Consider the following 26,592-nt stretch of genomic DNA (forward strand, 5'->3'; position numbering starts at 1 on the left):
GCGCGACCGGGATAAGCAAATGGGCTATGCTGCGGGGGCTGTCGCGAATGCCATCTTGGCGGCGGCGATGCCGTTCATGCAAGCCGGGACGCCGGCATAGACCGCAATCTGAAGAAGGATCTCGGTGATTTCTTCGCGGGTAACACCGACATGCAACGCCGCGCGCATATGAAACTCTAACTGGGCGGGGGCGGTGCCCATCGCCGTCAGCGCCGATACGGTCAGCATTTCCCGCGTCCGCAGATCCAGTCCGGGGCGTGACACGACATCCGCGAACGAGAACCCCAGAATGATTTCAAGGAAATCATCGGACAATGCGTCAAGATTCGCGGCGACGCGATGCGGGGCGGCAGGATCCAGACGGCCAAGCAGATCAAGGGCCTTTGCGCGGCGATCCGGTGTCATGCGTTCAATCCTTTCATGCCCTCGGCGGTGTAACGATCGCCGGCGACAGGCAGCCGCGAAAGTGCACGTTCCAGCGTCGCGTTCTCTTCCAGGTTCAGCTTGATCGACGCGGCAGAGATATTTTCTTCCAGATATTTCAGTCGCTTGGTTCCGGGAATCGGGACGATGTCGTCACCCTTTCCCAGCAGCCACGCCAAGGCGACTTGCGCAGGAGTGCAGCCCTTCGCCGCCGCGATCGCACGCAACACATCGACAAGCGCGTCATTGGTCGCCGCGTTATCCGGGGCAAAGCGTGGCAGGTTCGCGCGAAAATCACCGGCGTCGAACGTCGCACCGGCCTGAAACCGCCCCGTCAGGAACCCACGCCCCAGTGGCGAATAGGGGACGAATCCGATCCCCAAGGCCCGGCAGGTTGGCAGGATGTCCGCCTCTACATCGCGGGTCCACAGTGAATATTCGGTCTGCACCGCGGTCACCGGATGCACGGCATGGGCGCGCCGCAGCGTCTCGGCGCTGACCTCGCACAGACCGATATGGCCGATCTTGCCCTCGCGCTTCAGCGCGGCCAGCCCCTCCATCGTCTGCTCGATGGGATGGTCGCGGTCGATACGGTGCACATAATACAGGTCGATCTGCTCGACCCCCAGCCGCCTCAGCGAGGCTTCGCAGGCGCGGCGCATATATTCGGTGCTGTTGTCGATGCTGCGCGCATATTCACCCGGCTTGCGGACAATCCCGAACTTAGTCGCGATTTTCGGTCGGGCACCGCTTTCGGCAAGGAAACGACCGATCAGCGTTTCGTTGTGATGCGGGCCATACATGTCGGCGGTGTCCAGAAAGTCGATGCCCAGATCGACGACACGCCCCAGCACTGCCAGCGATTCCTGATCGTCACGCGGGCCGTAGAACTCGCTCATGCCCATGCAGCCAAGGCCGATGGCGGAAACCGACAGGTCGGGGCCAAGTTTTCGATGTTGCATTGCCTTGCTCCTTGTTTGGCAGGGGCAAAGATGCTTTTCTGTTTCGATGAAGAAAATGGCGAATATCTGCAATCAGTTTTCCGAAAATGGAAACCATTGAATGAATCGCCTGCGTTGGGACGACGCGCGCGTTTTTCTGGCAATCGCCCGCAGCGGATCGCTTAGCGGCGCGGCGGCCAGCCTGGGGATGGGCATCGCGACCGTGTCGCGCCAGATCGGGCGGTTGGAAAACGCGCTTGGACTGGTGCTGTTCAGCCGACATCAGAACGGCTATCGCCTGACCGATGATGGATCCGCACTGCTGGACCGGGCCGAGGCCTTCGAACAGGCCGCCAATGCCTTTGCCGAAGGATCCGCCGCGCAGACTGAAATTTCGGGGCGCGTCAGACTGGCAACCGCCGAGATGCTGGCTGACCATATCATCATCCCCGCTCTGCCACAGCTGGCACGGGCTTTCCCCGAACTGACGCTGGAAATCGTAACCGATGTCCAGACCGTAAATCTGCATCGCCGGGATGCCGATCTTGCGATCAGAATGGTCAAACCCGAACGCGGCAATGTCACGATCCGGCGGTTGGGGACCCTTGGATACGGGCTTTATGCATCACCGGACTATGCCCGTCATCGCGCGGAAAGCGCCCGGTTCAAGGCCGACCGGTTCATCGCCTGGTCAGAGGCGTTTACCCACCTGCCTGCCGCACAGTGGATCGAGCGGATGCGGCGCGATCGCGCCCCGGCCCTGACAACGACCACGCTTGGCGCCCAGCTTTCCGCCGCGAAGGCGGGGCTTGGGCTGGCCGTCCTGCCGCATTTCCTTGGGCGCGCGCATGGTCTGGACTGTTTGCAGCACAGCCTTGGCATCGACCAGGAAATCTGGCTGGCGCTTCACACCGACCTTGCGCAGTCGCGCAGGGTCCGTGTCGTCGCAAGTTTCCTGGCCGAGCTGATTCTGAATGCGCGGGCCGATCTGGAACAGCCGGGGGCGACATCCGCCTAGATCCGGCGGATCGTCATTTTTGGCGGGCCTGTGCCGATGCCTAGCCGAACAGCTCGCGGCAGAAGATCAGCCCGTCGATCAGTGCATCAACCTCGGCTTCGGTGTTATACATCGCGAAGGATGCCCGCGCGCTGGCATTGATGCCGAAGAACTCCATCAGCGGCATGGCGCAATGGCTGCCGGCGCGGATCGCGATGCCGCGCTTGTCGAGGATGGTCGAGATGTCATGCGCATGGGCCCCTTCCATCGTCATGGAAAAGATCGCACCCTTGTCCGGCGCATCGCCCTGCACCTGCAACCAGTTCAGCGCGCGCAACTTGTCACGCGCCCGGTCGCGAAGCACGCGTTCATGGGCCGCGATATTGTCCATCCCGATATCCATCAGGTATTCCAGCGCCGCGCCAAGGCCGATCTGGTTGACGATGCCCGGCGTGCCCGCCTCGAATTTCAGCGGTGGGTCGGCATAGGTGACAGCATCCTGCGTGACCGTCTTGATCATGTCACCGCCGCCCATGAAGGGGCGCATTTCCAGCTGACGATCCCGCGCAATCCAGATCGCGCCAGAACCCGAGGGGCCGTAAAGCTTGTGCCCGGTGATGCAATAGAAATCGACGCCAAGGGCCATCAGATTCACGGGCATATGCACTGCCGCCTGCGAGCCATCGACCAGCACCGGCACATCGGTCCCGGCGGCGATGGCGGCCACGTCGACGACGGTGCCGGTCACGTTCGACATATGCGTCACGGCGATCAGCCGGGTTTTCGGGCCAACAGCGGCCAGCACCTTTTCGGGGGGCAGGCTGCCATCTGCTTCAGGCTCGACCCATTTCAGCACCACGCCCTGACGCTCGCGCAGGAAATTCCAGGGCACGATATTGGCGTGATGTTCCAGCACCGACAGAACGATCTCGTCCCCCGGCTTCAGGTTCGGCGCGGCCCAGCCATAGCTGACCAGATTGATCCCCTCGGTCGCGCCCGAGGTAAAGATGATCTCATCCTCGCGCGGGGCATGCAGGAATTTCGCGATGATGGCGCGGACCCGTTCGTAATTGTCGGTCGCCAGATTCGACAGGAAATGCAGGCCACGGTGGACATTGGCATATTCGCCCTCATAGGCGCGGGTGATCGCGTCGATCACCTGCCGGGGCTTCTGCGCGCTGGCGCCATTGTCCAGATAGACCAGCGGGCGGCCATTCACCTGCCGCGACAGGATAGGGAAATCAGCGCGGACCTTGTCCAGATCAAAGCTCATGCGGGCACCTCGGGCAAAAGACCGAAGGCGGCGGCAATGAAGGACAGCAGGAACCCAAACACCAACATGGTTCCGATCATCGCCAGCAGCACCTTCCAGCCGCTGTGAAAGCCATGCAGCACCTTGGTGAACTGCACGGTCAGATGGAAGAAAAGTCCGATCGAGACAAAGCTGAGCATGGCGGAAAGCTGCGGGGCCAGAGGCAAGGTCAGGACCTGCACCAGTTGGATGATCAGCAGCATCGCCTCGACCCAGACGGTCAGGATCAGCGCGTCCTCGAACCAGCCCTGGCCGCCGAACATGCGCCCTACGCCGGCCATCAGCCCGGCCGTCAGCACCACGGCAAGCAATTGCAGGCCCGACCGCAGCAGCGGCTGCGACCCGATCCATGCAAGCGGGACTGATGCGTCATCACCCACCGGCACCGGTAGCATCGACAGCGCGATCCAGGCCAGAATGCCAGCCAGCGCCACGATCACAACGGCCGAGGCCCAACGCGCGGGGACAGGCAGATTGGCCGCCAGAATCACCCGCCCCGCAGTCATCGGACTGCGAAGAGTCAGCCCCACCAGCGATTTCAGATCAAACTCGTTCATGCCGCCCTTGCAAGTGCCACGATACCTGCGCCCCATATCACGAGAAAGCCGATGCCTGCCACCGCCTGCGCCAGCATCAGCGCCGGACCCGGCCCGATCAGGCCGCCGACCAGCCCGGCCAGCAGCATCGCAGGGGCCACCGCCAGCAGCGCCCAGAACAGCGCCAGCCGCGAATGTCGCGCATCCAGCCGCCATCGGGTCAGCCGCGACAAGGCCGAAACCAGCGCCGCCACGCCATAGGCAATCACCGGCATCAGGAACATCACCGCCATGACAGCCCCGCCAATCCGCGCCTCCAGCGGGATCGAGGGGTCCAGCGCCGCCGCACGGGCATGGGCGGGCGCCTGCGCGATCAGAAAAATCAGCATCGCCGCCATCAGCACCGCGATCAGCGCCCGGTCAGGCATGTCGGCCAGCCCCCGCACCACCCGGCGCGGGGCCCACCAGCTTTGGATCACTCGCGGCAGGATACCGCCAGGCACCCCAGCCATGGTCAGATCTTGGCCCGCCGCGTCAGCCATGCTTCCAGCCGGTCATTGATCTGGCCGCGCAGCGCCTCGTCCTCGACCTCTTCCAGGGCGTCGGCAAGGAAGGACAGCACCAGCAGCACGATGGCCCGATCCCTGGGCACCCCACGCGAGCGCAGGTAGAACAGCGCCGTTTCATCCAGCGCCCCCGTGGTCGAGCCGTGGCTGCACACCACGTCGTCGGCATAGATTTCCAGTTCCGGCTTGGCCAGGAACTGACTGTCCTCGTCCAGCAGCAAGGCCTGGCTGATCTGATAGCCGTCGGTTTTCTGCGCGCCGGGTTTCACCAGAATCTTGCCCTGGAACACGCCCTTGGCGCCGTTCTTCAGCACCTTCTTGAAGACCTGGCGGCTTTCACAGCGCTCGGCCCCGTGGGTGACAAAGACCGTATCGTCGTGATGGAACGGCCCCTTGGCGCCGTCGCCCAGCACGGCGGCGGCGATATGGGCCACCGCGTCATCGCCTACGAACTCGATCACGCCCTCATGCCGCATCAGCGTGCCGTTGACCGACAGGGTAAAGCTTTTGAACTGCGCCTCGGTCGCCACGCGGGCAAAGATCGCCGAGAAACCCAGCTTCTGATGCCCCGCACGCTTGGCCGCGATGTGATGCAGCTTGGCGCCGGCGGCCAGATCGGCCTCGATCATGCCGTTGCTGCGCGCGCCAACCATGCCGGTTTCCAGCAAGGTCAGCTCCGCGCCCTCTTCCAGCCGGATGACGTGATGCCAGGTCACGTCGGCATCGGCGCTGCCGCGACGATGCAGGATATGAACCGGCTTTTCAGCCTTGCCGGTCACGCGGATCAGCACGCCATCCGTGGCGGCCACGGTGTTCAACGCCGCAAAGGGCCGTTTGACCGGGTTCTGACCCGCCGTTTCCAGCACGCCATAAAGGTCGGCCGCCCAATGATCCGCACCCTGATCCGCCGCGGACAGAATGTCGATTTCCAGCCCCTGACCCGCAAGATCAGTCGATTCCTGCGCGATGAACTGCCCATCGACAAAGACCAGAACGATGCGATCCAGATCCGTGAACAGGGGCGAATCCGGGGCCTTTTCCTCGATCGGAATCGGCTGCGGGACAGGCGCGTTGAAAGCCTTGGGGTCAGTATAGCGCCAGTATTCGTCGCGCGGCCCCGGCAGGCCCATGGCCTGCAACCGGGCCAGAGCATCGGCGCGGGCGGCGGCGGTGAAGCCGCCCTTGGGCACCGCCAGCGCATCCAGCCTTGCGGCCAGCGCGTCGACGGATCTGGCGCCTGCCGCGGGCGCCGTCACGTCCTTGGTCTGAACAGCTGCTTCGGCCATCAATCAGCCTCCGCCAGCAGATCGCCATAGCCGTTCTTCTCGACTTCCAGCGCCAGTTCCGGGCCGCCGGTCCGAACGATACGGCCATCGGCCATGATATGCACCACATCCGGCTGGATGTGGTCCAGCAGACGCTGGTAATGGGTGATCACCAGAAAGCTGCGATCGGGGCTGCGCAGTGCATTGACGCCATCGGCAACCAGCCGCATCGCATCGACGTCCAGACCGCTATCGGTTTCATCCATGATGCACATGCGCGGTTCAAGCATGGCCATTTGCAGGATCTCGTTGCGCTTTTTCTCGCCACCCGAGAAACCCACATTGACCGGGCGCTTCAGCATGTCGGCGTCGATCTTCAGCGCCTTGGCCTTTTCACGCACCAGCTTCAGGAAATCGCCCGAGGACATCTCGTCCAGGCCGCGGGCCTTGCGCTGCGCGTTCAGCGCCGTGCGCAGGAAGGTCATGTTGCCCACGCCGGGGATCTCGACCGGATACTGGAAGGCCAGGAACAGACCGGCGGCGGCGCGTTCCTCTGGCTCCATCTCCAGCAGATCCTCGCCATCCAGGCTGGCGCCGCCTTCCGTCACTTCGTAACCATCACGCCCCGACAGCACATAGGACAGCGTCGATTTGCCCGAGCCGTTCGGCCCCATGATCGCATGGACCTCGCCGGCGGGTACCTCCAGCGACAGACCCTTCAGGATCTGCTTGTCCTCGTCTTCAAGCTTGACGTGCAGGTTGTCGATTTTCAGCATCATTCGTCCCATCATCTTCGGCGCGACACAGGGGCCGCAGCATATCCATCAGGCCCCGCCAGGCGGCGCCGCAAATCCATTACCCGACCGAGCCCTCAAGGCTGATCGCGACCAGCGACTGCGCCTCCATGGCAAATTCCATCGGCAGCGCCTGCAACACCTCGCGGACGAAACCGTTGACGATCACCGCCACGGCCTGTTCCTCGTCCATCCCGCGACTGCGGCAATAGAACAGCTGGTCATCATCGACCTTGCTGGTCGTGGCCTCATGTTCCACGCGGCTGCTGGTATTCTTGACCTCGATATAGGGCACCGTATGGGCGCCGCATTGATCACCGATCAGCAGGCTGTCGCATTGGGTATAGTTGCGGCTGTTCGTGGCGCGCGGATGCATCGAGACCAGCCCGCGATAGGTGTTCTGCGCGCGGCCCGCCGAAATCCCCTTGGACACGATCCGCGAGCGCGAGTTCTTGCCCAGATGGATCATCTTGGTGCCGGTATCGGCCTGCTGCATGTTGTTGGCGATGGCGATCGAGTAGAACTCGCCGCTGCTTTCATCGCCGCGCAGGATGCAGGACGGGTATTTCCAGGTGATCGCACTGCCGGTTTCAACCTGCGTCCACATCACCTTGGCCCGTGCCTCGCGGCAATCGGCGCGCTTGGTCACGAAGTTATAGATGCCGCCCTTGCCTTCCTCGTCGCCGGGGAACCAGTTCTGCACGGTCGAATATTTGACCTCGGCATCTTCCAGAATGACGATTTCCACCACGGCGGCATGGAGCTGGTTGGTGTCGCGCTTGGGCGCGGTGCAACCTTCCAGATAGCTGACATAGCTGCCCTTGTCGGCGATGATCAGCGTGCGTTCGAACTGGCCGGTATTCTCGGCGTTCATGCGGAAATAGGTCGACAATTCCATCGGGCAGCGCGTGTTCGGCGGCACATAGACAAAGCTGCCATCGGAAAACACCGCGCTGTTCAGCGTGGCGAAATAATTGTCCGATTGCGGCACGACACTGCCGAGATATTTCTTCACCAGCTCGGGATGTTCGCGAATCGCCTCGCTGATCGAACAGAAGATGACCCCGGCCTTGGCCAATTCATCCTTGAAGGTGGTGCCAACCGAAACGCTGTCGAAAACAGCATCTACGGCCACCTTGCGGCCCTCGGCCGGCGCGCCATCAGCGCCCTCGACGCCGGCAAGGATCATCTGTTCCTTCAGCGGGATGCCCAGCTTTTCATAGGTGGCCAGCAGCTTGGGATCGACCTCGTCCAGCGACTTGGGCTTTACCTCCATGCTTTTCGGGCGGGCATAGTAATAGATGTCCTGATAGTCGATCTCAGGATAGTTCAGCATCGCCCATTTCGGCTCGACCATGCCCTGCCAGCGCCGGAACGCCGCCAGGCGCCATTCGGTCATCCATTCCGGTTCGTCATTCTTTTTCGAGATCAGGCGGACGATATCTTCGTTCACGCCCTTGGGGGCGTATTCCATCTCGATCTCGGTGTCCCAGCCATATTTATAGCTGCCCATGTTCTGCACGGTCTCGACAGTTTCCCGGTCGACGCCCTCGCGCACCTCAAGATCGCTCTCGCTCATCTTTCGCCCTTCCTCGTGCCGACCGTTTCAGTCAGCCGTTCCGTTCGCGCCACCGCAGATACGCCTTTTCCCACGCATCCGCAAAGCGAATCACCTCATCCGCCGTGGTGGCGGGCCCAAGGGAAACGCGAATGGCCGAGGCCGCGTCGCTATCCGAATAGCCCATCGCCTGCAAGACGCCACTGGCGCGCACCTTGCCCGATGAACAAGCCGACCCCGCAGAAATCGCAAAGCCCGCCAGATCCATCTGCATGACCTGCGTTTCACCCTTCCAGCCCGATGTAAGAACGCAAGAGGTGTTGGGCAAGCGCCGCGCGCCCTTCCCTGCGATCATTGCGCCGGGTGCGGCAGCCTGCATCCGCGCCTCCAGCCCGTCGCGCAGCTGGGCCACGCGGTCCCAGGTGCCATCGTCCAGCTCGCGCTGCGCGGCTTTGGCGGCGGCGGCGAAACCGGCGATGCCGATCAGGTTCTCGGTCCCGGCACGGCGCCCCTGTTCCTGCCCGCCGCCACGAATCAGGGCCTCGATCTCGGTGCCCTTGCGCAGGATCAGCGCGCCAACGCCCTTGGGACCGCCCAGCTTATGTGCGCTGACGAAACCCGCCGTGACGCCCAGCCAGTTGAAGGCGAAGGGCACCTTGCCAAAAGCCTGCGTCAGGTCGCTGCTGCCCAGCCCCTGCGGCAGATCCTGCATCACGCCGGTCTCGTTATTGGCCAGTTGCAAGGTCGCCTGCGCCGGGTCGGGCACCGCGATGATACCGTCTTGATCGACCGCCAGATCCTGATCGCACCAGACCTTGATGGCGCTGTGTTCGGCCGGCGCGCAATGAATGCCGCGCCCCGGCAGGACCATCGCTGCCGCCTCGGTCGTGCCCGAGGTAAAGATCACATCCGCGCCCTCGGCCCCCAATGCCGCCGCCAGATCCTCGCGCGCGCGCTCCAGCAGCATCTTGGCCGCCCGCCCCTCGCTGTGGACGGATGACGGATTACCCGCGATCTCCATCGCCTCGACCATCGCCGCCTTCACCTCGGGGCGCAACGGCGTGGTGGCGTTCCAGTCAAGATAGTGCCGGGTCATGCCAGCGCCGTCGCGATTTCATCCGCCAGCCGCCGCGCCACGGCATCCTTGGCCATGCGCGGCCATTCGGTCGCGCCATCCGCGCGGATCACGGTGACGGCGTTTTCCGTGCCGCCCATGATCCCGGTCGCCGGGCTGACATCATTGGCCACGATCCAGTCACTGCCCTTGCGCGCCCTTTTGGCGGTGGCATTGGCGATCACGTCATTGGTTTCGGCCGCAAAGCCCACGACCAGACGCGGGCGACCCTCGGTCAACTGGCTGACCCAGGCCAGGATATCGGGGTTTTCCTTGAAGCTCAGCACCGGCAGATTGCCCGAACCGTCCTTCTTGATCTTGGACGGGCTGGCATTGTCCACCCGCCAATCCGCCACCGCCGCCGCCATCACGGCAGCATCGGCGGGCAGCGCGGCCTGCACCGCGTCGCGCATCTGCCGGGCGGTTTCGACCCCAACCACGTCCACCCCCTCGGGCGGCGGCACCGTGGCCGGGCCGGTGACAAAGCTGACCCGTGCGCCCAGATCACGCAGCGCTGCGGCAATCGCTGCCCCCTGGGCCCCACTGCTGCGATTCGCGATATAGCGCACCGGGTCGATCGGCTCGTGCGTAGGGCCAGAGGTCACGATCACATGCCGTCCCGACAGCGGCCCGGACACGACCTTGTTTTCCGGCAGCAGTTTCAGCAGCCCCGAACCCAACGCGGGTGCGCCGCCCAACGCATCGCGGATCGCATCCATGATCACCTCGGGTTCGGCCATCCGGCCCGCGCCGAATTCGCCGCAGGCCATCTCTCCGCGATCCGGCCCGACCGTCAGGATGCCATCATCCCGCAGCATGGCCAGATTGCGTTGCGTCGCAGGGTGGTTCCACATCCGCACATTCATGGCCGGCGCGATCAACACCTTCTTGTTCGACGCCAAAAGCAGCGTCGAGGCCAGATCATCGGCCAGACCATTGGCCATCTTGGCCATCATGTCGGCCGTCGCCGGTGCCACAACCACCAGATCGGCGTTCCGCGTCAGCGAGATATGCCCGATCTCGGCCTCGTTCGAAATGTCGAACAGATCGTCATGCACTGCCTCGCCCGCCAGCACCGATACCGTCATCGGCGTGGTGAACTGCGCCCCTGCGCGCGTCAGCACCGGGGTCACCTGCATGCCCTCGGCCCGGATCAGCCGGATCAGCAGCGGCACCTTATAAGCCGCGATCCCGCCCCCGATGATCAGAAGAATGCGCTTGCCGTCCATCGCGACCCCCGTTGCCGTCCTGCCCGACAGATAGACGCCCGCACCCCCCGGCGCAAGAAACGGGCGCTGTTAACCATGTCTTAACACCGCCCCGTTAACCAATATGAAAAAATGGGGGTGGGTATGGTTGCGATCGCCTATTCGGTCGCCTTTGAAGGGGTCGAGGCCCGTCTGGTCGAGGTGCAATGCTCGGTTTCCGCGGGGCTGCCGGGCTTTGCCATCGTTGGCCTGCCAGACAAGGCGGTCAGCGAGGCCCGCGAAAGGGTGCGCGCGGCCTTTGACGCGCTGGCGGTGGCGCTGCCGAACCGGCGCATCACGGTCAATCTGTCGCCTGCCGACCTGCCGAAAGAGGGCTCGCATTTCGACCTGCCCATCGCGCTGGCGGTGCTGGCTGCGATCGAGATCATCCCGCGGGACGAGTTGGGGCGCTGTGTCGCCCTGGGCGAGCTGGCCCTTGACGGACGGTTGGTTCCCGTCGTGGGCGCCCTGCCCGCCGCGATGGCTGCGGCCGAGGATGACCGCGCGCTGATCTGCCCGCGCGCCTGCGGCCCCGAGGCGGCCTGGGTCGACTCGGTTCCTGTTCTCGCGCCCGCCACCCTGCGCGAGGTCGTCGACCACCTGACCGATCGCGCGCCGATCACACCGGCCCGGCCCGGCAGCGTCGACGCCAACGGATTTCAGCCCTGCCTGTCAGAGGTGAAGGGGCAGGAACGCGCCAAGCGCGCGCTGGAAATCGCGGCGGCTGGCCGTCACCATCTGCTGATGGTCGGCCCGCCCGGTGCGGGCAAGTCGATGCTGGCGGCGCGCGTCCCTGGCCTGCTGCCGCCACTGAACCCGGTCGAGGCGCTGGAAACCTCGATGATCCATTCGCTTGCCGGCACGTTGAAGGACGGCGGCATTTCCCGCCATGCGCCCATGCGGGAACCCCATCATACCGCCTCGATGGCCGCCATCGTCGGCGGGGGGCGCGGGGCGAAACCCGGCGAGATCAGCCTGGCCCATAACGGCGTGCTGTTCATGGACGAGTTCCCCGAATTTTCGCGCCAGGTTCTTGAAACCTTGCGCCAGCCCATAGAGACGGGCGAGGTCGTGGTGGCCCGTGCCAATGCCCATATCCGCTATCCCTGCCGCTTCCAGCTGATAGCCGCGGCCAATCCCTGCCGCTGCGGCTATTTGGCGGATGCCGCACGCGCCTGTTCACGGGTGCCGGCCTGCGGGTCCGACTACATGGGCAAGATTTCCGGGCCGCTGATGGACCGGTTCGATCTGCGCATCGAGGTGCCGCAGGTCAGCTTCCTGGATCTTGATCTGCCAGCCGGCGCGGAAAGCTCTGTCACGATTGCCACTCGGGTCGCTGCAGCTCGCGCCATTCAGACCGCGCGATACGCAGACCACAGCAGGGCGCGCGTCAATGCCGAGGCCTCGGGTGCGATCCTCGACGAAATCGCCGCGCCGGACAGCGAAGGCCGGGCGCTGATCGTGAAAGCATCTGAAAAGCTGGGGCTGACGGCACGCGGCTACCATCGGGTTCTGCGGACTGCACGCACGATTGCCGATCTTGACGCCAGCGACCATGTGCGCGTCAACCATTTGGCCGAGGCGATAAGTTATCGCCTGCCCTTCCTGCCCGGCGGGTAAAACCCGCCCGGCATTGCGTCCCGCGACGGGATGCAGCCTGAACCCCATCGAGGGGTCCAGGCTGCATGACCACCCGCGCAGTCCCGTATCAGCGTGCGGCGCGACGCCGCTCGATCGCGTCCCATATCAGCGCTGCACCATTGACCCCATCGAAACGTTCAAGTTCCTGAAGCCCCGTCGGCGACGTGACATTAATCTCGGTCAACCAGCCGTCGATCACGTCGATGCCAGTGAAAATCAGGCCTTTCTCGCGCAGAACAGGCCCGATCCGGTCACAGATCTCTCGTTCCCGGTCGGTCAGCCCGACCTTTTCCGGCCTGCCACCCACATGCATATTCGAACGCGCCTCACCCACCGCAGGCACACGGTTGATCGCGCCGATCGGTTCGCCATCGACCAAAATGATGCGTTTGTCGCCCTTGACCACGGCGGGCAGATATTTCTGCGCGATCAGCGGCTCTAGGTTGATGCCGGCGAAAACCTCGACAAGCGAGGACAGGTTCGGATCGTCAGGCCGCAAATGGAACACCCCGGCCCCGCCATTACCATAAAGCGGCTTGACGATGATGTCGCCATGACGTTCCCGAAACCGACGGATCGCTGCGATGTCGCGCGCGATCAGCGTCGGGGGGGTGAGGTCAGGGAAATCCAGCACCATCAGCTTTTCAGGACTGTTGCGAACCCAGAACGGATCATTCACGACCAGGGTTTCAGGGTGAATGCGATCCAGCAAATGGGTCGAGGTGACGTAACCCATGTCGAACGGCGGGTCCTGACGCAGCCAAACAACGTCAAATTCAGCCAGATCAACCTCGGCCCAATCGCCGAAGGTCACATGATTCCCAGCCTCGCGCCGCAGCGTTACCGGCCGCCCGGTCGCCAGAACACGCCCCTCATCGAAAACCAGCCGATCAACGGTATACTGAAACAGCCGATGCCCGCGTGCTTCGGCCTCAAGACCGATGCGGAACGTACTGTCGGCGGTGATCGAAACCTGCTCGATCGGGTCCATCTGAAGGGCAACGGAAAGTGACATGCCATGTCTCCTGGATCAGCGCCTCTCGCTTTTGGCCCCGTCCTGAAGGGGTTGCAAGGGGGCGATCGTCAGCAGACCGCCTAGTTCATCCCAAAGGCGTTGCGGATAATGTCGATCCGCCCGAGATCATCAACCAAAGCCGCATCAAAGCGCATACCAATCGGCCGGCCACCATCAATCCCTTCAGCATATTCCAGTGCAGCAAGGCAAATCCGGTCCATTTGCCGGCGATCCAACCGATGTGCGGCCAAAGCATGTGTCGAGGATTTCTTGACCTCGACAAACACAATGTCCGCCCCATCGCGCACGATCAGGTCAATTTCGCCTGCTTGTCCACGCCAGCGCGCCTGCAGCACCTTGCAGCCCTCAGCCTCATATCGCGCAGCAACCGAATCTTCGGCCAGACGCCCGGCCAGATTTGCAACCTGACCACGCCGCCGCCGGGTGGCTGACTTTACTTCACCAACGATCGCGCAAGTCATCCGTCCCTGCCCTTCCTTTATTCGCCGGCCGCCATCTGAAGCGCCAGTTGATACACATCTCGCCGGGGCAACCCCAGGCGTTGCGCGACCTCACGGGCGGCGTCCTTGACCGAGGCCGACAACAGCGCCTGCCGCAACTCTGACCGGATTCGATCATCATCCGCCACCAGCGGCGCCGGCCGATCCAGCACCAGAACGATCTCGCCCCTCAGTCCCTCATCCGGAATGCTGTCGGCCAGTTCCGCAGCCGTTCCGCGAATGACCTCTTCGAATTTCTTGGTCAGTTCCCTGCAAATCACGATAGGTCGATTCGCCTCAATCTCGCACAATTTTCCCAATGTATCCTTAACGCGCCTTGGGCTTTCATAGAGGATCAGCGTCGCATCGACCGCAGCCCATTGGCGCAGCCAGGTATCGCGCGCGCCGGACGCGGCGGGCGGAAATCCTGCAAACAGGAACCGATCGCTTGGCAGGCCGGCGATGGTCAGGGCGGCAAGCGCGGCCGAAGGCCCTGGCACCGGATGCAGCCGCAGACCTGCGGCCGCCGCATCGCGCGACAGCTTGAAGCCGGGATCGGCGACCAGTGGTGTCCCGGCATCGGACGTATAGGCGATGGATGCGCCCTCGCGCAGGGCATTGATCAGCGCGGGGCGTGCCCGGTCGGCATTGTGATCATGATAGGCAACAATCCGCCGTCCCCGCAGCGGGATTCCGTGGATCTCAAGCAAGTGGCGCAGGGTGCGCGTGTCCTCGGCCGCCAGCACATCGGCCGAGTTCAGCACATCCAGCGCCCGCAGGGTGATATCGCGCGCCGCGCCGATTGGCGTGGCCACCAGATACAGGCCCGGCGCCAGCGCCACGGCCTCGATCCTTGCTGCAAGTCCCGCTGCCATGTCCTGAGACCTGTCGGCCTTTCCCTTCATCATATCCCGCACCTGCCTCTGCTGCCTGCCCGCCGTGATTGCCAAAGCCGGCTTATGTGAATACGCTGCCCGCGATAAGACAAGTCCGGACTTTACAGGGAATTCCGATCATGTTCGCCTTTGCCCAACGTCGCGGCGCGTTCCATCATTCATCATTGCTGAAACGCGCCGGTACCGTCGCCGTCGCCTTTCTGATCGCCGCCTGTCAACCGCTCGGTCAGGCTGGCCCGTCGGCCGGCGGCCAAAGCGGTCAGATGATCGACCCCTCGCAGCCCGTCGCGGTGGCGCTGCTGGCGCCGGGCGGCAGCGGCAATGCCAATCTCGACTGGCTGTCGCGCTCGTTGAAAAACGCCGCGCGCATGGCGGCGGCGGATGCGCAGGGCGCGCAGATCGACCTGCGCATCTATGACGCGGGTGACGATGCTGGCCTGGCGGTTGCCCGCGCGAACGAGGCCGTCGATGCCGGCGCCAAGGTCATACTGGGGCCGCTTTTCGCGGAATCGGCCAATGCGGTCGGCAATGCGATGGCACAGCGCAATGTCAACGTCCTCAGCTTTTCCAACAATGCCGATGTGGCGGGCGGCAATGTCTTTGTGCTGGGCAATACCTTCGCCAATATCGCCGACCGGCTGGTTGGTTACGGCACCCGGAACGGCAAGCGCCGCATCCTGTCGGTGTCCGAGGATGATGTGGCCGGCCAGGTCGGCGCCCGCGCCATCGAGACAGCCATCGCCCGCAATGGCGCCACGCTGGCAGGCCGTATCACACATCCGGTCTCGATCACCGGCATCGACAGCGTCACTCCGCAGATCGCCGAGGCCGCGCGCTCGGGGCGGGTCGATGCGATCTTCATGACCGCCAACAATCAGGCCGTGCTGCCCTATCTGACCGAGAAGCTGGCGGCCGCCGGCGTCTCAAGCCAGGTCACGCAATTCATGGGCCTGACGCGTTGGGACGAACCTTCTTCGCGGCTGGAAATGCCGCAGCTGCAAGGCGGCTGGTTCGCCCTGCCCGACAACACCCGCAAGGCCGAGTTCGAGGCACGCTATCGCGCGGCCTATGGCGAGGCCCCGCATGAACTGGCGGGCCTGGCCTATGACGGCGTCGCGGCGATCGCCGCCAATATCCGCGCGGGCAAGCGCGATGCGGTGGCCAAGTCGGGCCTGACGCAGCGTGCAGGCTTTGCCGGGGTTGACGGGGCCTTCCGCTTCCGCCCCGATGGCACCAACCAGCGTGCGCTGGCAGTCGCCACCATTCGCGGAAACCAGCTGGTCATCCTTGACCCCGCCCCGCGCGGTTTTGGTGGCTTCGGGTTCTGACCTTGCCCGCCGACGAACAGCAGATCGAACCGGGCCCGGCCCCGGTCCAAAGCGCCCCGGCACTGCCCGGGGCGCATTCAATATTCGACCCTGCCAGTTTCCTGCCCCTGCTGGACCAGACGCTTGCCCCCCTGACCGAGCCGCGTGACATCCGCGCGGCCACGGTCCGCATGCTGGCCGAGGCGCGCAAATCGGCGCTGGCCGATGTGGTGACCGGCTTCGAATCCCATCCCCGTGCCGCCCGCGAAACCGTGCGCGCCATCGCCAGCCTGACCGATGGGATCGTCACCGCGATCCACCATGTCGCCACGGTTCACCTGCATCCGCAGAAAACCCCGTCCGAGGCCGAACGGCTGGCCGTGCTGGCGGTTGGCGGCTATGGCCGAGCCGAGATGGCACCGCAATCCGATATCGACCTGCTGTTCCTGACGCCCTGGAAAGTCACCGCATGGGCCGAAAGCGTGGTCGAATCCATGCTGTACATGCTGTGGGATCTGAAGCTGAAGATCGGCCATTCGATCCGCACCGTCGATGATTGCCTGCGGCTTGGCGCCGCCGACATGACCATCCGCACCTCGCTGGTCGAACATCGCCTTGTCACCGGCCATGCCCCGCTGGCCGAGGATCTGCGCGAACGCCTGTGGTCGGAACTGTTTGCCAAGACCGTGCCCGAATTTGTCGAGGCCAAGCTGGCCGAACGCGAGGCCCGGCACGATCGACAGGGCGGCCAGCGCTATGTGCTGGAACCCAATGTCAAGGAAGGCAAGGGCGGGCTGCGCGACCTGCAAACGCTGTATTGGATCGGCAAGTATATCCACCGCGTCGACCGCGCCGTCGAACTGGTCGATCTGGGTTTTTTCACCCGCGAGGAACATCTGAATTTCTGGCAAGCCGAGGATTTTCTGTGGGCCGCGCGCTGCCATCTGCATCTGATCGCCGGTCGGCCCGTCGACGTGCTGACCTTCGACATGCAGGTCGAGGTCGCCCGCCGCATGGGCTATCGCGACAGCGCCGGGCGGCGTGATGTCGAATATTTCATGCAGGATTACTTCCGCCACGCCACCAATGTGGGCGAGGTCACGCGCGTCTTTCTGACCGCGCTAGAGGCGAACCACGTCCACAAGGCCCCCTTCCTCGGCCGTCTGTTCCGCCGCCGCCGCAAGCTGCGCCCCGGCTTTGCCGAACAGCATGGCCGGCTGGCCATCGCCGATGATCAGGCGTTTCTGACCCAACCGCTGAACATCCTGCGCCTGTTCGAAGAGGCGCTGCGGACCGGGCTGCTGATCCACCCGGACGCGATGCGGCTGGTCACCTCGAATCTGGATCTGATCGACGATTCCATGCGCACCGACCCCGAGGCCGCGCGAATCTTTGTCGACCTGCTGCTGAAGCACGGCAACCCCGAACGCGCCCTGCGGCGGATGAACGAGCTGAACGTGCTGTCAGCCTTCATTCCTGAATTCGAACCGATCGTGGCGATGATGCAGTTCAACGTCTATCACCATTATACGGTGGACGAACATTCCATCCAATGCGTTGCCGCCCTGGCCGAAATCGAGCGCGGCGAACATCCCGATGACCTGCCCCTGTCGCACGAAATCATGCAATCGGGCGTCAACCGCAGGGTGCTGTATCTGGCGACGCTGCTGCATGATATCGGCAAGGGCCGGCCCGAAGACCACTCGATCCTTGGCGCGCGGCTGGCGCGGCGGGTGGTGGCGCGGCTTGGGTTCTCGGCCGAAGAAATCGAGACGGTGGAATGGCTGGTCCGAAACCACCTGCTGATGTCGGATGTCGCGCAGAAACGCGACATTTCGGACCCGCGCACGCTGCGCGACTTTGCCAAGGCCGTAAAGACGCGCCGGCGACTTGATCTGCTGCTGGTGTTGACCGTCTGCGATATTCGCGGCGTCGGCCCCGGCACCTGGAACAACTGGAAGGCCATGCTGCTGCGCAAGCTGCATCAGGAAACCGCCGCCGCCCTGGATGGCGGGCTGGAAGAGCTGAACCGTGACAAGCGACAGAACGAGGCACGCCGCAGCCTGCGCCATCTGCTGATCGCGAAGGGCTGGGACGCCAAGGAAATCCGCACCGAAATCGCCCGCCATTACGACAGCTACTGGCCCGGCCTTCCGACCGAGACCCAGGTGATCTTCGCCGAATTGCTGCAAGGCATCGGCCCCGACGAGATCCGCATCAGCCTGCATCCCGATACCGACCGCGACGCCACCCGCGCAGCCTTTGTGCTGGCAGACCATCCGGGCATCTTCTCGCGCCTGTGCGGGGCGCTGTCACTGATGGGGGCCAATGTGGTTGACGCGCGCACCTATACCACCAAGGACGGCTTCGCCACGGCGGTGTTCTGGGTGCAGGACGCAGACGGCCACCCCTATGCCGAGGATCGCTTGCCCCGCCTGCGCCGCATGATCGACCGCACGCTGAAGGGCGAGGTGGTTGCCCGCGATGCCTTTGCCGACCGTGACAAGGTGCGCAAGCGCGACCGCGAGTTCCGCTTTCCCACGCATATCACCTTCGACAACGAGGGCAGCGACATCTATACCATCATCGAGGTCGACACCCGCGACCGACCCGGCCTGTTATATGATCTGACACGTACGCTGGCCGCGAACCATATCCAGATCGCCAGTGCCGTGATCGCCACCTATGGCGCGCAGGTCGTTGACAGCTTTTACGTCAAGGACATGTTCGGCATGAAGCTGTTCAGCGATGCCAAGCGCGACGGGCTGGAAAAAAAGCTGCGAATGGCGATCCAGCAGGGTGCTGACAGGGCAGGCGCCACGGCATGAGCAGACCCGGACTTGTACGCGGCTTTCTGTCGGTCGGCAGCTGGACGATGGTGTCCCGCGTCTCGGGTTTTGTCCGCGATATCCTGATGGCCGCCTGGCTGGGCACCGGCCCCGTGGCCGAGGCCTTTCTGATCGCGCTGTCTTTGCCCAACATGTTCCGCCGCTTTTTCGCCGAGGGCGCGTTCAACACCGCCTTCGTGCCGCTGTTCTCGAAAAAGCTGGAAGATCGGGCCGCGGCGCAGCGCTTCGCCTCCGAGGCGTTTTCGGGCCTGTTCGTCACCGTGCTGATCCTGTCGGCGCTGGCGATGATCTTCATGCCGGGGCTGGTCTGGCTGATGGCCTCGGGCTTTGCGGGGGATGAACGTTTCGCGCTGGCGGTGGAATACGGGCGCATCACCTTTCCCTATATCCTGCTGATCTCGCTGGCCTCGATGGTCTCGGGCGTGTTGAATGCCAACGGCCGCTTTACCGCCGCCGCGGCCGCGCCGGTTCTGCTGAACCTGCTGTTCATCCTGGCCATGGGGCTGGGGCGTTGGCGGGGCTGGGATCTGGGGCTGACGCTGGCCTGGGCCACGCCTATCACCGGCATCGCCCAGCTTGGGCTGGTCTGGTGGGATGCGCGTCGCACCGGCTGGACCTTCTGGCCGCGCCGCCCACGCCTGTCGCCCGACATGCGACGGCTGCTGGCCATCGCCCTGCCCGCCGCCTTTGCCGGGGGGGTCGTGCAGCTGAACCTGCTGATCGGCCGTCAGGTCGGTTCTCAGTTCGATGGCGCAATCGCCTGGCTTTCCTATTCCGACCGGCTGTATCAGCTGCCGCTTGGCGTGGTTGGCGCGGCGGTGGCCGTGGTGCTGCTGCCCGAACTGGCCCGCCTCTTGCGGGCCGAAGATCATGCCGGCGGCCAGCAGGCCTATTCCCGCGCGACCGAATTCGGCCTGTTTCTGACGCTGCCTGCGGCATTTGCCATTGCCGTCATCGCCGTGCCGATGGTCGCCACCCTGTTCCAGCGCGGTGCCTTCGGCCCCGAGGACACGATCCAGACCGCACGCGCACTGGTTGTCTATGCCGCCGGTCTGCCGGCCTTCGTGCTGCAAAAGATCCTGCAACCGCTGTATTTCGCGCGCGAGGATACCCGCACCCCGTTCCGCTATGCGCTGTTTTCGATGGTGGTGAATGCCGCCGTCGCCTTTGGCCTGATGGGAAGCATGGGCTTTCTGGCCGCCGCACTTGGCACGACCGTCGCTGCCTGGGTGATGGTGGGTCAACTGTGGTGGGGTACGCGCGTCATGGGTCAGGCCGCCCGCGCCGATGCCCGCCTGCGCCGGACCGCGCCGCGCATTCTTCTGTCATCCCTGCTGATGGCTGTCGCGCTGTGGTTCATGCGTGACTGGCTGGACGCGTCAGGCCTGGCACGCATTCCCGGCCTGGCCATTCTGGTCTTCGGCGGCGCGGCGATCTATTTCACGCTGGCCTTTGCGACCGGCGCCTACAAGCCGTCGGAACTGAAGGCGGCGATGCGTCGGTCGCGCTAGGCCAGCGGCGGTGCCGATGCCCTGCCCGACGCAAAGCCCGGCGGCACGCGACATCAACCGCCAATCAACAACTTGATCGCGTCGCCATCAGAGGCGCCGCTATCCTCCAGCGCACGCAGGCCGTGGCGCAACTCGTCCACCTCGACCCAACCATCTGCGTTCAGGTCAAAGGCCAGCAAGGCCATGATCCTCTGCTCGTCGGCGGCACCAAAGCGTTGCTGGGCATAGATGTCGGGATAGGCCGCCATCTCTCTGGCCGAGACCGTGCCGTCATCATCACGATCCGCCGCGTCATATGTGCGCGCCAGACGCGAGCGCAGGCCGCTGGACAGCATCTGCATCGCCTGCACCTTTTCTGCCGCCGTCAGGATGCCATCACCGTCAAGATCAGCCGAGACCAGCTGATCCGCGACCCCGCCCCGCAGGCCAGCGCGTTGGAAGCCAACATAAGCCCGCAGGCGGTCCGCATTGATGCGGTCGATATCGCCATAGCCGGTGATCAGATCCTCGGCAAAATCCAGATGGTCGGTGCCATAGCGCCCCAATGCGTCGCGCGTCGATTGCGGTAGCGCCTGATAGATTTTCAGTCCCAGCACCATTTCCGCTGGTTTCGGGGCAGCATCATCGACGTCACCACCTGCCACCCCCTCGGTATCGGGGTCGATTCCATAGTCGAGAAACAGGCTCTGGACCTGCGCTTCCGACAGCGGCGACCTGTCCGTCGTCGTCTGTTCTGCCTGAAGAACCGGCGGATTCAGCAAAGCGGCAAGGCAAATGATGATCAGGGCAAGGCGCATCGGTGGATTCCTTTCCACCACAGGCTAGCCCCGATCGGTAAAGACCGCGTTAACGCTGCCGCAAATGCTGCAAGGCCCGCGACATGCCGCCGTCGACCAGCAGGAAGGACAGGCCAAAGCCGCAGGCAAAGCCGGCCAGTTCGGCGATCCAGCCGAAACCGGCATTGCCAAAGATCAGCCCGAACACCAGCTGGAACAGCAACAGCATGCCGATCAGCGAAAAGGCACGCATGCGGTTGACATGCGCCGCCGCCAGCCGCGTCCACAGCAGGAAGGTAAAGGCCCCGACCAACCCGTAAACCGCCGGGTATCCGCCCACCAGCGGCGCAACCCGGCCATCGTAAAAGGCCGCGAACAGCGTATAGATCAGCGCCCCCCCTATGGCCGAGCCGAAAAACAGCCCCAGCACCGCCAGCGGCCGGAAATTCGAGGCGACCAGATTGCCCAAGGCCAGCGTGAACACGATCACGAACAACGCATGGGTAAAGCTGAGATGGATGAAGGGATAGCTCAGCAGCCGATAGGCCTGGCTGAAATCGACGATCCCCATGGCCCACATGCGTTCGACCAGTTCCGGCGGATAGGCCGTCTGCGCGATGGCATTGCTGCGCAGGGTCACCCCCTGCGCCCCACCGATCAGGCCGGCGCGACCAAGGGCAAACACCGCCTCGGCCGCGATCATCGGCAGAGCCAGAACCCAGACCACCCAGGGCAATTGGTTGATCGGTGATTCATTCATCCCGTCGCGCATGATCTCTCCTGTGGTTGCGAAGCCGCCGGGCAACCGCTAAGCGAAAGCCAAGCAAATTCCAAGCAGGCTTGAGCGATGAACAAGACCCATACCCCGCGGATCTTTTCCGGCATCCAGCCCTCGGGCGGGCTGACCCTTGGCAATTACCTGGGCGCGCTGAAGCGTTTCGCAGCCTTGCAGGAAACCGGGATCGAAACGATCTATTGCGTCGTCGATCTGCATGCCATCACCGTCTGGCAGCAGCCCGAGAAGCTGCGCCAGCAAACGCGAGAGGCGGCGGCGGCCTTCATGGCGGCGGGGGTGGATCCCGCGCGATCCGTTCTGTTCAACCAGTCGCAGGTTTCGGCCCATGCGGAAATGGCCTGGCTGTTCAACACCGTCGCGCGCGTCGGCTGGATGTATCGGATGACCCAGTTCAAGGACAAGGCCGGCAAGAACAGCGAGAATGCCAGCCTTGGGCTGCTGGCCTATCCCGCGTTGATGGCGGCGGACATCCTGACTTATCACGCGACCGCCGTGCCGGTGGGCGACGACCAGAAACAGCATCTGGAACTGACGCGCGACGTGGCGACCAAGTTCAACCACGACTATGGCGTCGAATTCTTCCCGATCACCGAGCCGCTGATCGAGGGCGCGGCCACCCGCGTCATGTCATTGCGCGACGGCAGCAAGAAAATGTCGAAATCCGACCCCTCGGATGCCAGCCGCATCAACCTGACCGACGATGCCGATGCGATTGCGCAAAAGATCCGCAAGGCCCGCACCGATGCCGACCCACTGCCCGGCAGCATGGATGGCCTGAAAGACCGGCCCGAGGCCCGCAACCTGGTCAATATCTATGCCGCACTGTCGGATGAGACGCCTGATCAGGTCTTGGCCCGGTTCGAGGGTCAGGGATTTGGCGCCTTCAAGCCGGCCCTGGCCGACGTCGCGGTCGAGGTCATGGCCCCCATCGCCAAGCGGATGACTGAATATATGGCCGACCCGGCCGAGATCGACCGGATCCTTGGAAATGGCGCGGATCGCGCCGATGCCATCGCCACCCCGATTCTGAACCGGACCAAGGACATCATCGGGCTGATCCGCTCGCGCGGGTAACTGCCTGCGGCCTTCGCGGACTGCCATTTTTTGCGGCAATGCGGGGCCGGACGCATCGTCATGCCGCATTGCCGCGTGATTCCACGCCCCCCGTGCTTGACCTTGGCCGGCGCCGGCCGCGATCTGACGGCATGGCAGAACCGCTTCGTATCCTCGTTGTCCAGCATGACCCCGCCCGCGCGGACATGATGACCGACGCCCTGCGTCAGGCGGGCGAGACCGACGTGATGGTCGTGCGCTCGGATTCGCGGCTGGCCAGCCGGATCGCGCAGATGCGCCCCGATATGGTGCTGATCGACCTGGCCAACCCGTCCCGCGATACGCTGGAGGAGTTGACGCTGGCCTCGGCCCCGATCGACCGGCCCGTCGCCATGTTCGTGGATCGCAGCGATCCCGCCCTGACCCGCGCGGCGGTCGAGGCGGGCGTATCGGCCTATGCCGTCGACGGGCTGCGCCCGGACCGCATTCGGGCGGTGCTGGATGCCGCCTTGGCCCGGTTCCACATGTTCCAGAAAATGCGGACAGAGCTTGAGGCAACCCGCGCCGCCCTTGAACAGCGCAAGATCATCGACCGCGCCAAGGGTGTGCTGATGCGGGCCCGCGGCATCACCGAGGACGAGGCCTATGCCCTGATGCGCCGCGCAGCGATGGAAAAGGGCCGCAAGATCGCAGATGTCGCGGCCGCCATCGTCACCGCATCGGAGCTTTTGCAATGATGCAGGTGGTGGATGTCGGCTTCATGCCGCTGGTCGATGCCGCCCCGCTGATCGTGGCGCGCGAGATGGGATTTGCCGCGCGCGAAAGGCTGGATCTGCGCCTGCACAGGGCAGCCAACTGGTCGATGCTGCGCGATCTTCTGGATCTGGGCCGCGTCGATGCAGCGCATATGCTGTCGCCCATGCCCGTCGCCCGCGCCCTTGGTCTGGGCGGGGGCGGGGGCGGGGGCGGGCCGGCGGTCGAGACGCTGATGGTCCTGTCAATGAACGGTCAGGTCGTGGGCGTCTCGCCCCTGCTGGCACAGGATATGCAGGCAACCGGTCTTGCTTTTGGTTTTGGCGATGCCTCGGCCACGGCGCAGGCGTTGCTGGCGGCCCGCTCCGCAGGTCTGCGTATCGGCGTGCCCTTCCCGTTTTCCATGCATGCCGAATTGCTGAACTATTGGCTTGGGCCACAGGTGACGCTGACCACCGTGCCCCCGCCCGACATGGCTGCCGCAATCGGCGATGGCGAGATCGAGGCCTTTTGCGTGGGCGAACCCTGGGGGTCCAAATCGGTCGAAATGGGTGTGGCACAGCTGATCCTGCCGGGATCGGCCATCTGGAGTCAGGCCCCCGAAAAGGTGCTGGCCGCAAGAAGTGGATGGGCGGACGACAATCCCGGCCTTGCGGGACGGCTGATGCGCGCGGTCTGGCGGGCGGCGGAATGGCTGGCGCAGGACCAGAACCGGCATCTGGCATCGGAGCTGCTGGGCGCACCCGATTGCCTGTCGGTCGAGCCCGAGATCATCGACCGCGCCCTGACCGGACGGCTGCTGACCCAGCGGCGCGGCACGACGATCCGCAGCGACGCGCTGCTGGAATTTCACGACGGCGCCGCGAATTTCCCATGGCGATCACAGGCCGCCTGGATCGCAACGCGCATGGCCCGCCGCTTTGGCCTTGATCCGACCGCCGCTGCCGAAACGGCGCAGGGCGTCTGGCGCAGCGATCTGTATCGTCAGCATCTGGCCGAGATCGCGATTCTGCCCGCCGCCTCGTCCAAGGTCGAGGGTGCCTGCCCACGGCCTCAGACGGTCGGCGCCACCCGTTCCTCGCTGATTCTTGCCCGGAACCGGTTCTTCGACGGCCTTGTTTTTGATCCCTCGCCCGAAATCTGACCAATCCTTAGGCAGTTTGCTGCATCGCAGCGAAAACCGTTTGCGTCCCGCTTGGCGATTCGACGCGGCACCCGCAAAGTAAGCTTAACGGGACAACGCCGTTCCGCCCGAGCCCACTGACCGGGGCCATAGGCAAAGCCGCCGATCCCTGACCGCGTCCCCTCCCTTTCGCGCGGCCATTGGATCAGCGGCTTCTTTTTTTGCCCAAAAGATACGGGAACACAGATGATACGCATCGCCACGATCCTCGCAGCCAGCACCATCCTTGCCAGCCCGGCCACGGCCGAAATGCTGGATGTCGAAAAAGACGAACTGACCCTCGGCTTCATCAAGCTGACCGATATGGCGCCCTTGGCCATCGCCTATGAGAAGGGCTTTTTCGAGGATGAGGGGCTTTATGTCACCCTCGAACCGCAGGCCAATTGGAAGGTGCTGCTGGACCGGGTGATCTCGGGCGAGCTGGACGGGGCGCATATGCTGGCCGGTCAGCCGCTGGCCGCGACCATTGGCTACGGGACCCGTGCGCATATCGTGACGCCCTTTTCGATGGACCTGAACGGCAACGCGATCACCGTCAGCAATGATGTCTGGGCGGCGATGAAGCCGGCCATTCCGGTGGGTGCCGATGGCAAGCCCGCGCATCCGATCAGCGCCGCCGCGCTGAAGCCGGTGATCGAGGATTACAAATCGCGCGGCGAGCCTTTCAACATGGGCATGGTCTTTCCTGTCAGCACCCATAACTATGAACTGCGCTATTGGCTGGCGGCGGGCGGGATCAATCCGGGTTTCTACAGCCCCGATGACGTTTCGGGCCAGATCGGCGCGGATGTGTATCTCTCGGTGACGCCGCCGCCGCAGATGCCCGCGACGCTGGAGGCAGGCACCATCAAGGCCTATTCGGTCGGCGAGCCATGGAACCAGCAGGCGGTGCTGAAAGGGATCGGCGTCCCGGTCGTCACCGATTACGAGATCTGGAAGAACAATCCCGAAAAGGTCTTTGGCCTGACCGCCGAATTCGTGGACCAGAACCCGAAGACCACGCTGGCGCTGACCAAGGCCCTGATCCGCGCCGCCGAATGGCTGGATGCCGAGGATAACGCCAACCGCGCCGAGGCCGTCGAGATCCTGTCACAGCCCGATTATGTCGGCGCCGATGCCGAGGTGATCGCCAATTCCATGACCGGCAGCTTTGAATACGAGCCCGGCGACAAGCGCGACGTGCCCGATTTCAACGTCTTCTTCCGTTATCACGCCACCTATCCCTTCTATTCCGACGCCATCTGGACCCTGACCCAGATGCGCCGTTGGGGTCAGATTCCGACCGCCCAGCCCGACGACTGGTATGCGGCCACGGCGAAGCAGGTCTACAAGCCCGAAATCTACCTTCAGGCCGCCCGCCTGCTGGTCGATGAGGGGCTGGTGGATGAGGCCGATTTCCCCTGGGACAGCGACGGCTTCAAACCCGCCACCGCCGATTTCATCGACGGCGTCACCTATGACGGCCGCACGCCCAACCTCTATCTGGACAGCCTGCCCATCGGGCTGAAGGGCGGCCAGACCGTCACCACCCGCGACGTGCAGGGCTGAGGGAGGAGCCG

General features: G+C 64.1%; 24 protein-coding genes. 9 read left to right on the plus strand and 15 right to left on the minus strand.

Annotated features, from left to right (window positions below; all coding sequences use genetic code 11):
- Positions 1-24: 24 nt before the first annotated feature.
- The gene (locus tag FNJ84_RS15660; RefSeq protein ID WP_143794246.1) at positions 25-405 is read right to left on the minus strand and encodes a carboxymuconolactone decarboxylase family protein; all 381 of its coding nucleotides are present in this window, start codon (positions 403-405) and stop codon (positions 25-27) included.
- Complete coding sequence (locus FNJ84_RS15665) at positions 402-1,385, minus strand: aldo/keto reductase (RefSeq protein ID WP_143794247.1); 984 nt, start codon at positions 1,383-1,385, stop codon at positions 402-404. The genes FNJ84_RS15660 and FNJ84_RS15665 overlap by 4 nt, the downstream gene beginning before the upstream one ends.
- 100 nt (positions 1,386-1,485) lie before the next feature.
- Between FNJ84_RS15665 and FNJ84_RS15670 the strand changes: the two genes are divergently transcribed.
- A complete protein-coding gene (locus FNJ84_RS15670; protein WP_143794248.1) occupies positions 1,486-2,382 on the plus strand; it encodes a LysR family transcriptional regulator in 897 nt (298 codons plus the stop codon).
- A 40-nt stretch (positions 2,383-2,422) separates the two neighbouring features.
- On the opposite strand, the gene FNJ84_RS15675 is transcribed toward FNJ84_RS15670, so the two are convergent.
- From FNJ84_RS15675 to coaBC, 8 genes are all read right to left on the minus strand, one after another.
- On the minus strand, positions 2,423-3,634 hold the full coding sequence (locus FNJ84_RS15675; RefSeq protein ID WP_143794249.1) for a cysteine desulfurase: 1,212 nt from the start codon (positions 3,632-3,634) through the stop codon (positions 2,423-2,425).
- Entirely contained in the window at positions 3,631-4,230 is a 600-nt protein-coding gene (locus tag FNJ84_RS15680) for a YIP1 family protein (protein WP_143794250.1), read from the minus strand. The genes FNJ84_RS15675 and FNJ84_RS15680 overlap by 4 nt, the downstream gene beginning before the upstream one ends.
- Entirely contained in the window at positions 4,227-4,721 is a 495-nt protein-coding gene (locus FNJ84_RS15685) for a hypothetical protein (protein ID WP_143794251.1), read from the minus strand. The genes FNJ84_RS15680 and FNJ84_RS15685 overlap by 4 nt, the downstream gene beginning before the upstream one ends.
- 2 nt (positions 4,722-4,723) lie before the next feature.
- Positions 4,724-6,061 (minus strand): SufD family Fe-S cluster assembly protein, encoded by a 1,338-nt coding sequence (locus tag FNJ84_RS15690; RefSeq protein WP_143794252.1) that lies wholly within the window; start codon positions 6,059-6,061, stop codon positions 4,724-4,726.
- Positions 6,061-6,816 (minus strand): Fe-S cluster assembly ATPase SufC, encoded by a 756-nt coding sequence (gene sufC / locus FNJ84_RS15695; protein ID WP_143794343.1) that lies wholly within the window; start codon positions 6,814-6,816, stop codon positions 6,061-6,063. Before sufC ends, FNJ84_RS15690 begins: the two co-directional genes overlap by 1 nt.
- A 79-nt stretch (positions 6,817-6,895) precedes the next feature.
- Complete coding sequence (gene sufB / locus FNJ84_RS15700; protein WP_143794253.1) at positions 6,896-8,413, minus strand: Fe-S cluster assembly protein SufB; 1,518 nt, start codon at positions 8,411-8,413, stop codon at positions 6,896-6,898.
- Positions 8,414-8,444: 31 nt separating this feature from the next.
- On the minus strand, positions 8,445-9,488 hold the full coding sequence (locus FNJ84_RS15705) for a cysteine desulfurase family protein (protein ID WP_143794254.1): 1,044 nt from the start codon (positions 9,486-9,488) through the stop codon (positions 8,445-8,447).
- On the minus strand, positions 9,485-10,735 hold the full coding sequence (gene coaBC / locus FNJ84_RS15710) for a bifunctional phosphopantothenoylcysteine decarboxylase/phosphopantothenate--cysteine ligase CoaBC (protein ID WP_143794255.1): 1,251 nt from the start codon (positions 10,733-10,735) through the stop codon (positions 9,485-9,487). The genes FNJ84_RS15705 and coaBC overlap by 4 nt, the downstream gene beginning before the upstream one ends.
- A 123-nt stretch (positions 10,736-10,858) precedes the next feature.
- Between coaBC and FNJ84_RS15715 the strand changes: the two genes are divergently transcribed.
- A complete protein-coding gene (locus FNJ84_RS15715) occupies positions 10,859-12,373 on the plus strand; it encodes a YifB family Mg chelatase-like AAA ATPase (protein WP_143794256.1) in 1,515 nt (504 codons plus the stop codon).
- 88 nt (positions 12,374-12,461) lie between these two features.
- Here FNJ84_RS15715 and gshB read toward each other — a convergent pair whose 3' ends face one another.
- From gshB to rsmI, 3 genes are all read right to left on the minus strand, one after another.
- A complete protein-coding gene (gshB, locus tag FNJ84_RS15720; protein WP_143794257.1) occupies positions 12,462-13,409 on the minus strand; it encodes a glutathione synthase in 948 nt (315 codons plus the stop codon).
- A gap of 80 nt (positions 13,410-13,489) precedes the next feature.
- Positions 13,490-13,891, minus strand: a complete 402-nt coding sequence (locus FNJ84_RS15725) for a YraN family protein (protein WP_143794258.1) — start codon at positions 13,889-13,891, stop codon at positions 13,490-13,492.
- Positions 13,892-13,908: 17 nt separating this feature from the next.
- Entirely contained in the window at positions 13,909-14,784 is an 876-nt protein-coding gene (gene rsmI, locus FNJ84_RS15730; RefSeq protein ID WP_143794259.1) for a 16S rRNA (cytidine(1402)-2'-O)-methyltransferase, read from the minus strand.
- A gap of 140 nt (positions 14,785-14,924) precedes the next feature.
- Here rsmI and FNJ84_RS15735 point away from each other — a divergent pair, with 140 nt between their 5' ends.
- Genes FNJ84_RS15735 through murJ form a run of 3 tightly spaced genes read left to right on the plus strand, consistent with a single transcriptional unit; the run spans position 14,925 to position 20,472 of the window.
- Complete coding sequence (locus tag FNJ84_RS15735; RefSeq protein WP_143794260.1) at positions 14,925-16,133, plus strand: penicillin-binding protein activator; 1,209 nt, start codon at positions 14,925-14,927, stop codon at positions 16,131-16,133.
- Positions 16,134-16,135: 2 nt separating this feature from the next.
- Complete coding sequence (locus tag FNJ84_RS15740; protein WP_370454604.1) at positions 16,136-18,940, plus strand: [protein-PII] uridylyltransferase; 2,805 nt, start codon at positions 16,136-16,138, stop codon at positions 18,938-18,940.
- Positions 18,937-20,472 (plus strand): murein biosynthesis integral membrane protein MurJ, encoded by a 1,536-nt coding sequence (murJ, locus tag FNJ84_RS15745; RefSeq protein ID WP_143794261.1) that lies wholly within the window; start codon positions 18,937-18,939, stop codon positions 20,470-20,472. The genes FNJ84_RS15740 and murJ overlap by 4 nt, the downstream gene beginning before the upstream one ends.
- A gap of 53 nt (positions 20,473-20,525) precedes the next feature.
- Here the strand turns inward: murJ and FNJ84_RS15750 are convergent, their stop codons facing one another.
- The gene (locus FNJ84_RS15750) at positions 20,526-21,269 is read right to left on the minus strand and encodes a hypothetical protein (protein ID WP_143794262.1); all 744 of its coding nucleotides are present in this window, start codon (positions 21,267-21,269) and stop codon (positions 20,526-20,528) included.
- Between the two features lie 49 nt (positions 21,270-21,318).
- Entirely contained in the window at positions 21,319-22,020 is a 702-nt protein-coding gene (locus FNJ84_RS15755) for a rhomboid family intramembrane serine protease (protein ID WP_143794263.1), read from the minus strand.
- A 75-nt stretch (positions 22,021-22,095) separates the two neighbouring features.
- On the opposite strand from FNJ84_RS15755, the gene trpS reads away from it, so the two are divergent.
- From trpS to FNJ84_RS15775, 4 genes are all read left to right on the plus strand, one after another.
- On the plus strand, positions 22,096-23,118 hold the full coding sequence (gene trpS / locus FNJ84_RS15760; RefSeq protein ID WP_143794264.1) for a tryptophan--tRNA ligase: 1,023 nt from the start codon (positions 22,096-22,098) through the stop codon (positions 23,116-23,118).
- A 131-nt stretch (positions 23,119-23,249) separates the two neighbouring features.
- Positions 23,250-23,834 carry an ANTAR domain-containing response regulator gene (locus FNJ84_RS15765; RefSeq protein WP_143794265.1) on the plus strand — a complete coding sequence of 195 codons (585 nt, stop codon included), beginning with the start codon at positions 23,250-23,252 and terminating at the stop codon, positions 23,832-23,834.
- Complete coding sequence (locus FNJ84_RS15770) at positions 23,831-24,994, plus strand: ABC transporter substrate-binding protein (protein ID WP_370454605.1); 1,164 nt, start codon at positions 23,831-23,833, stop codon at positions 24,992-24,994. The genes FNJ84_RS15765 and FNJ84_RS15770 overlap by 4 nt, the downstream gene beginning before the upstream one ends.
- A gap of 225 nt (positions 24,995-25,219) precedes the next feature.
- Entirely contained in the window at positions 25,220-26,581 is a 1,362-nt protein-coding gene (locus FNJ84_RS15775; RefSeq protein ID WP_143794267.1) for a CmpA/NrtA family ABC transporter substrate-binding protein, read from the plus strand.
- Positions 26,582-26,592: the final 11 nt, after the last annotated feature.

It is taken from the genome of Paracoccus sp. M683 (assembly GCF_007096355.1).
GTDB lineage: Bacteria > Pseudomonadota > Alphaproteobacteria > Rhodobacterales > Rhodobacteraceae > Paracoccus.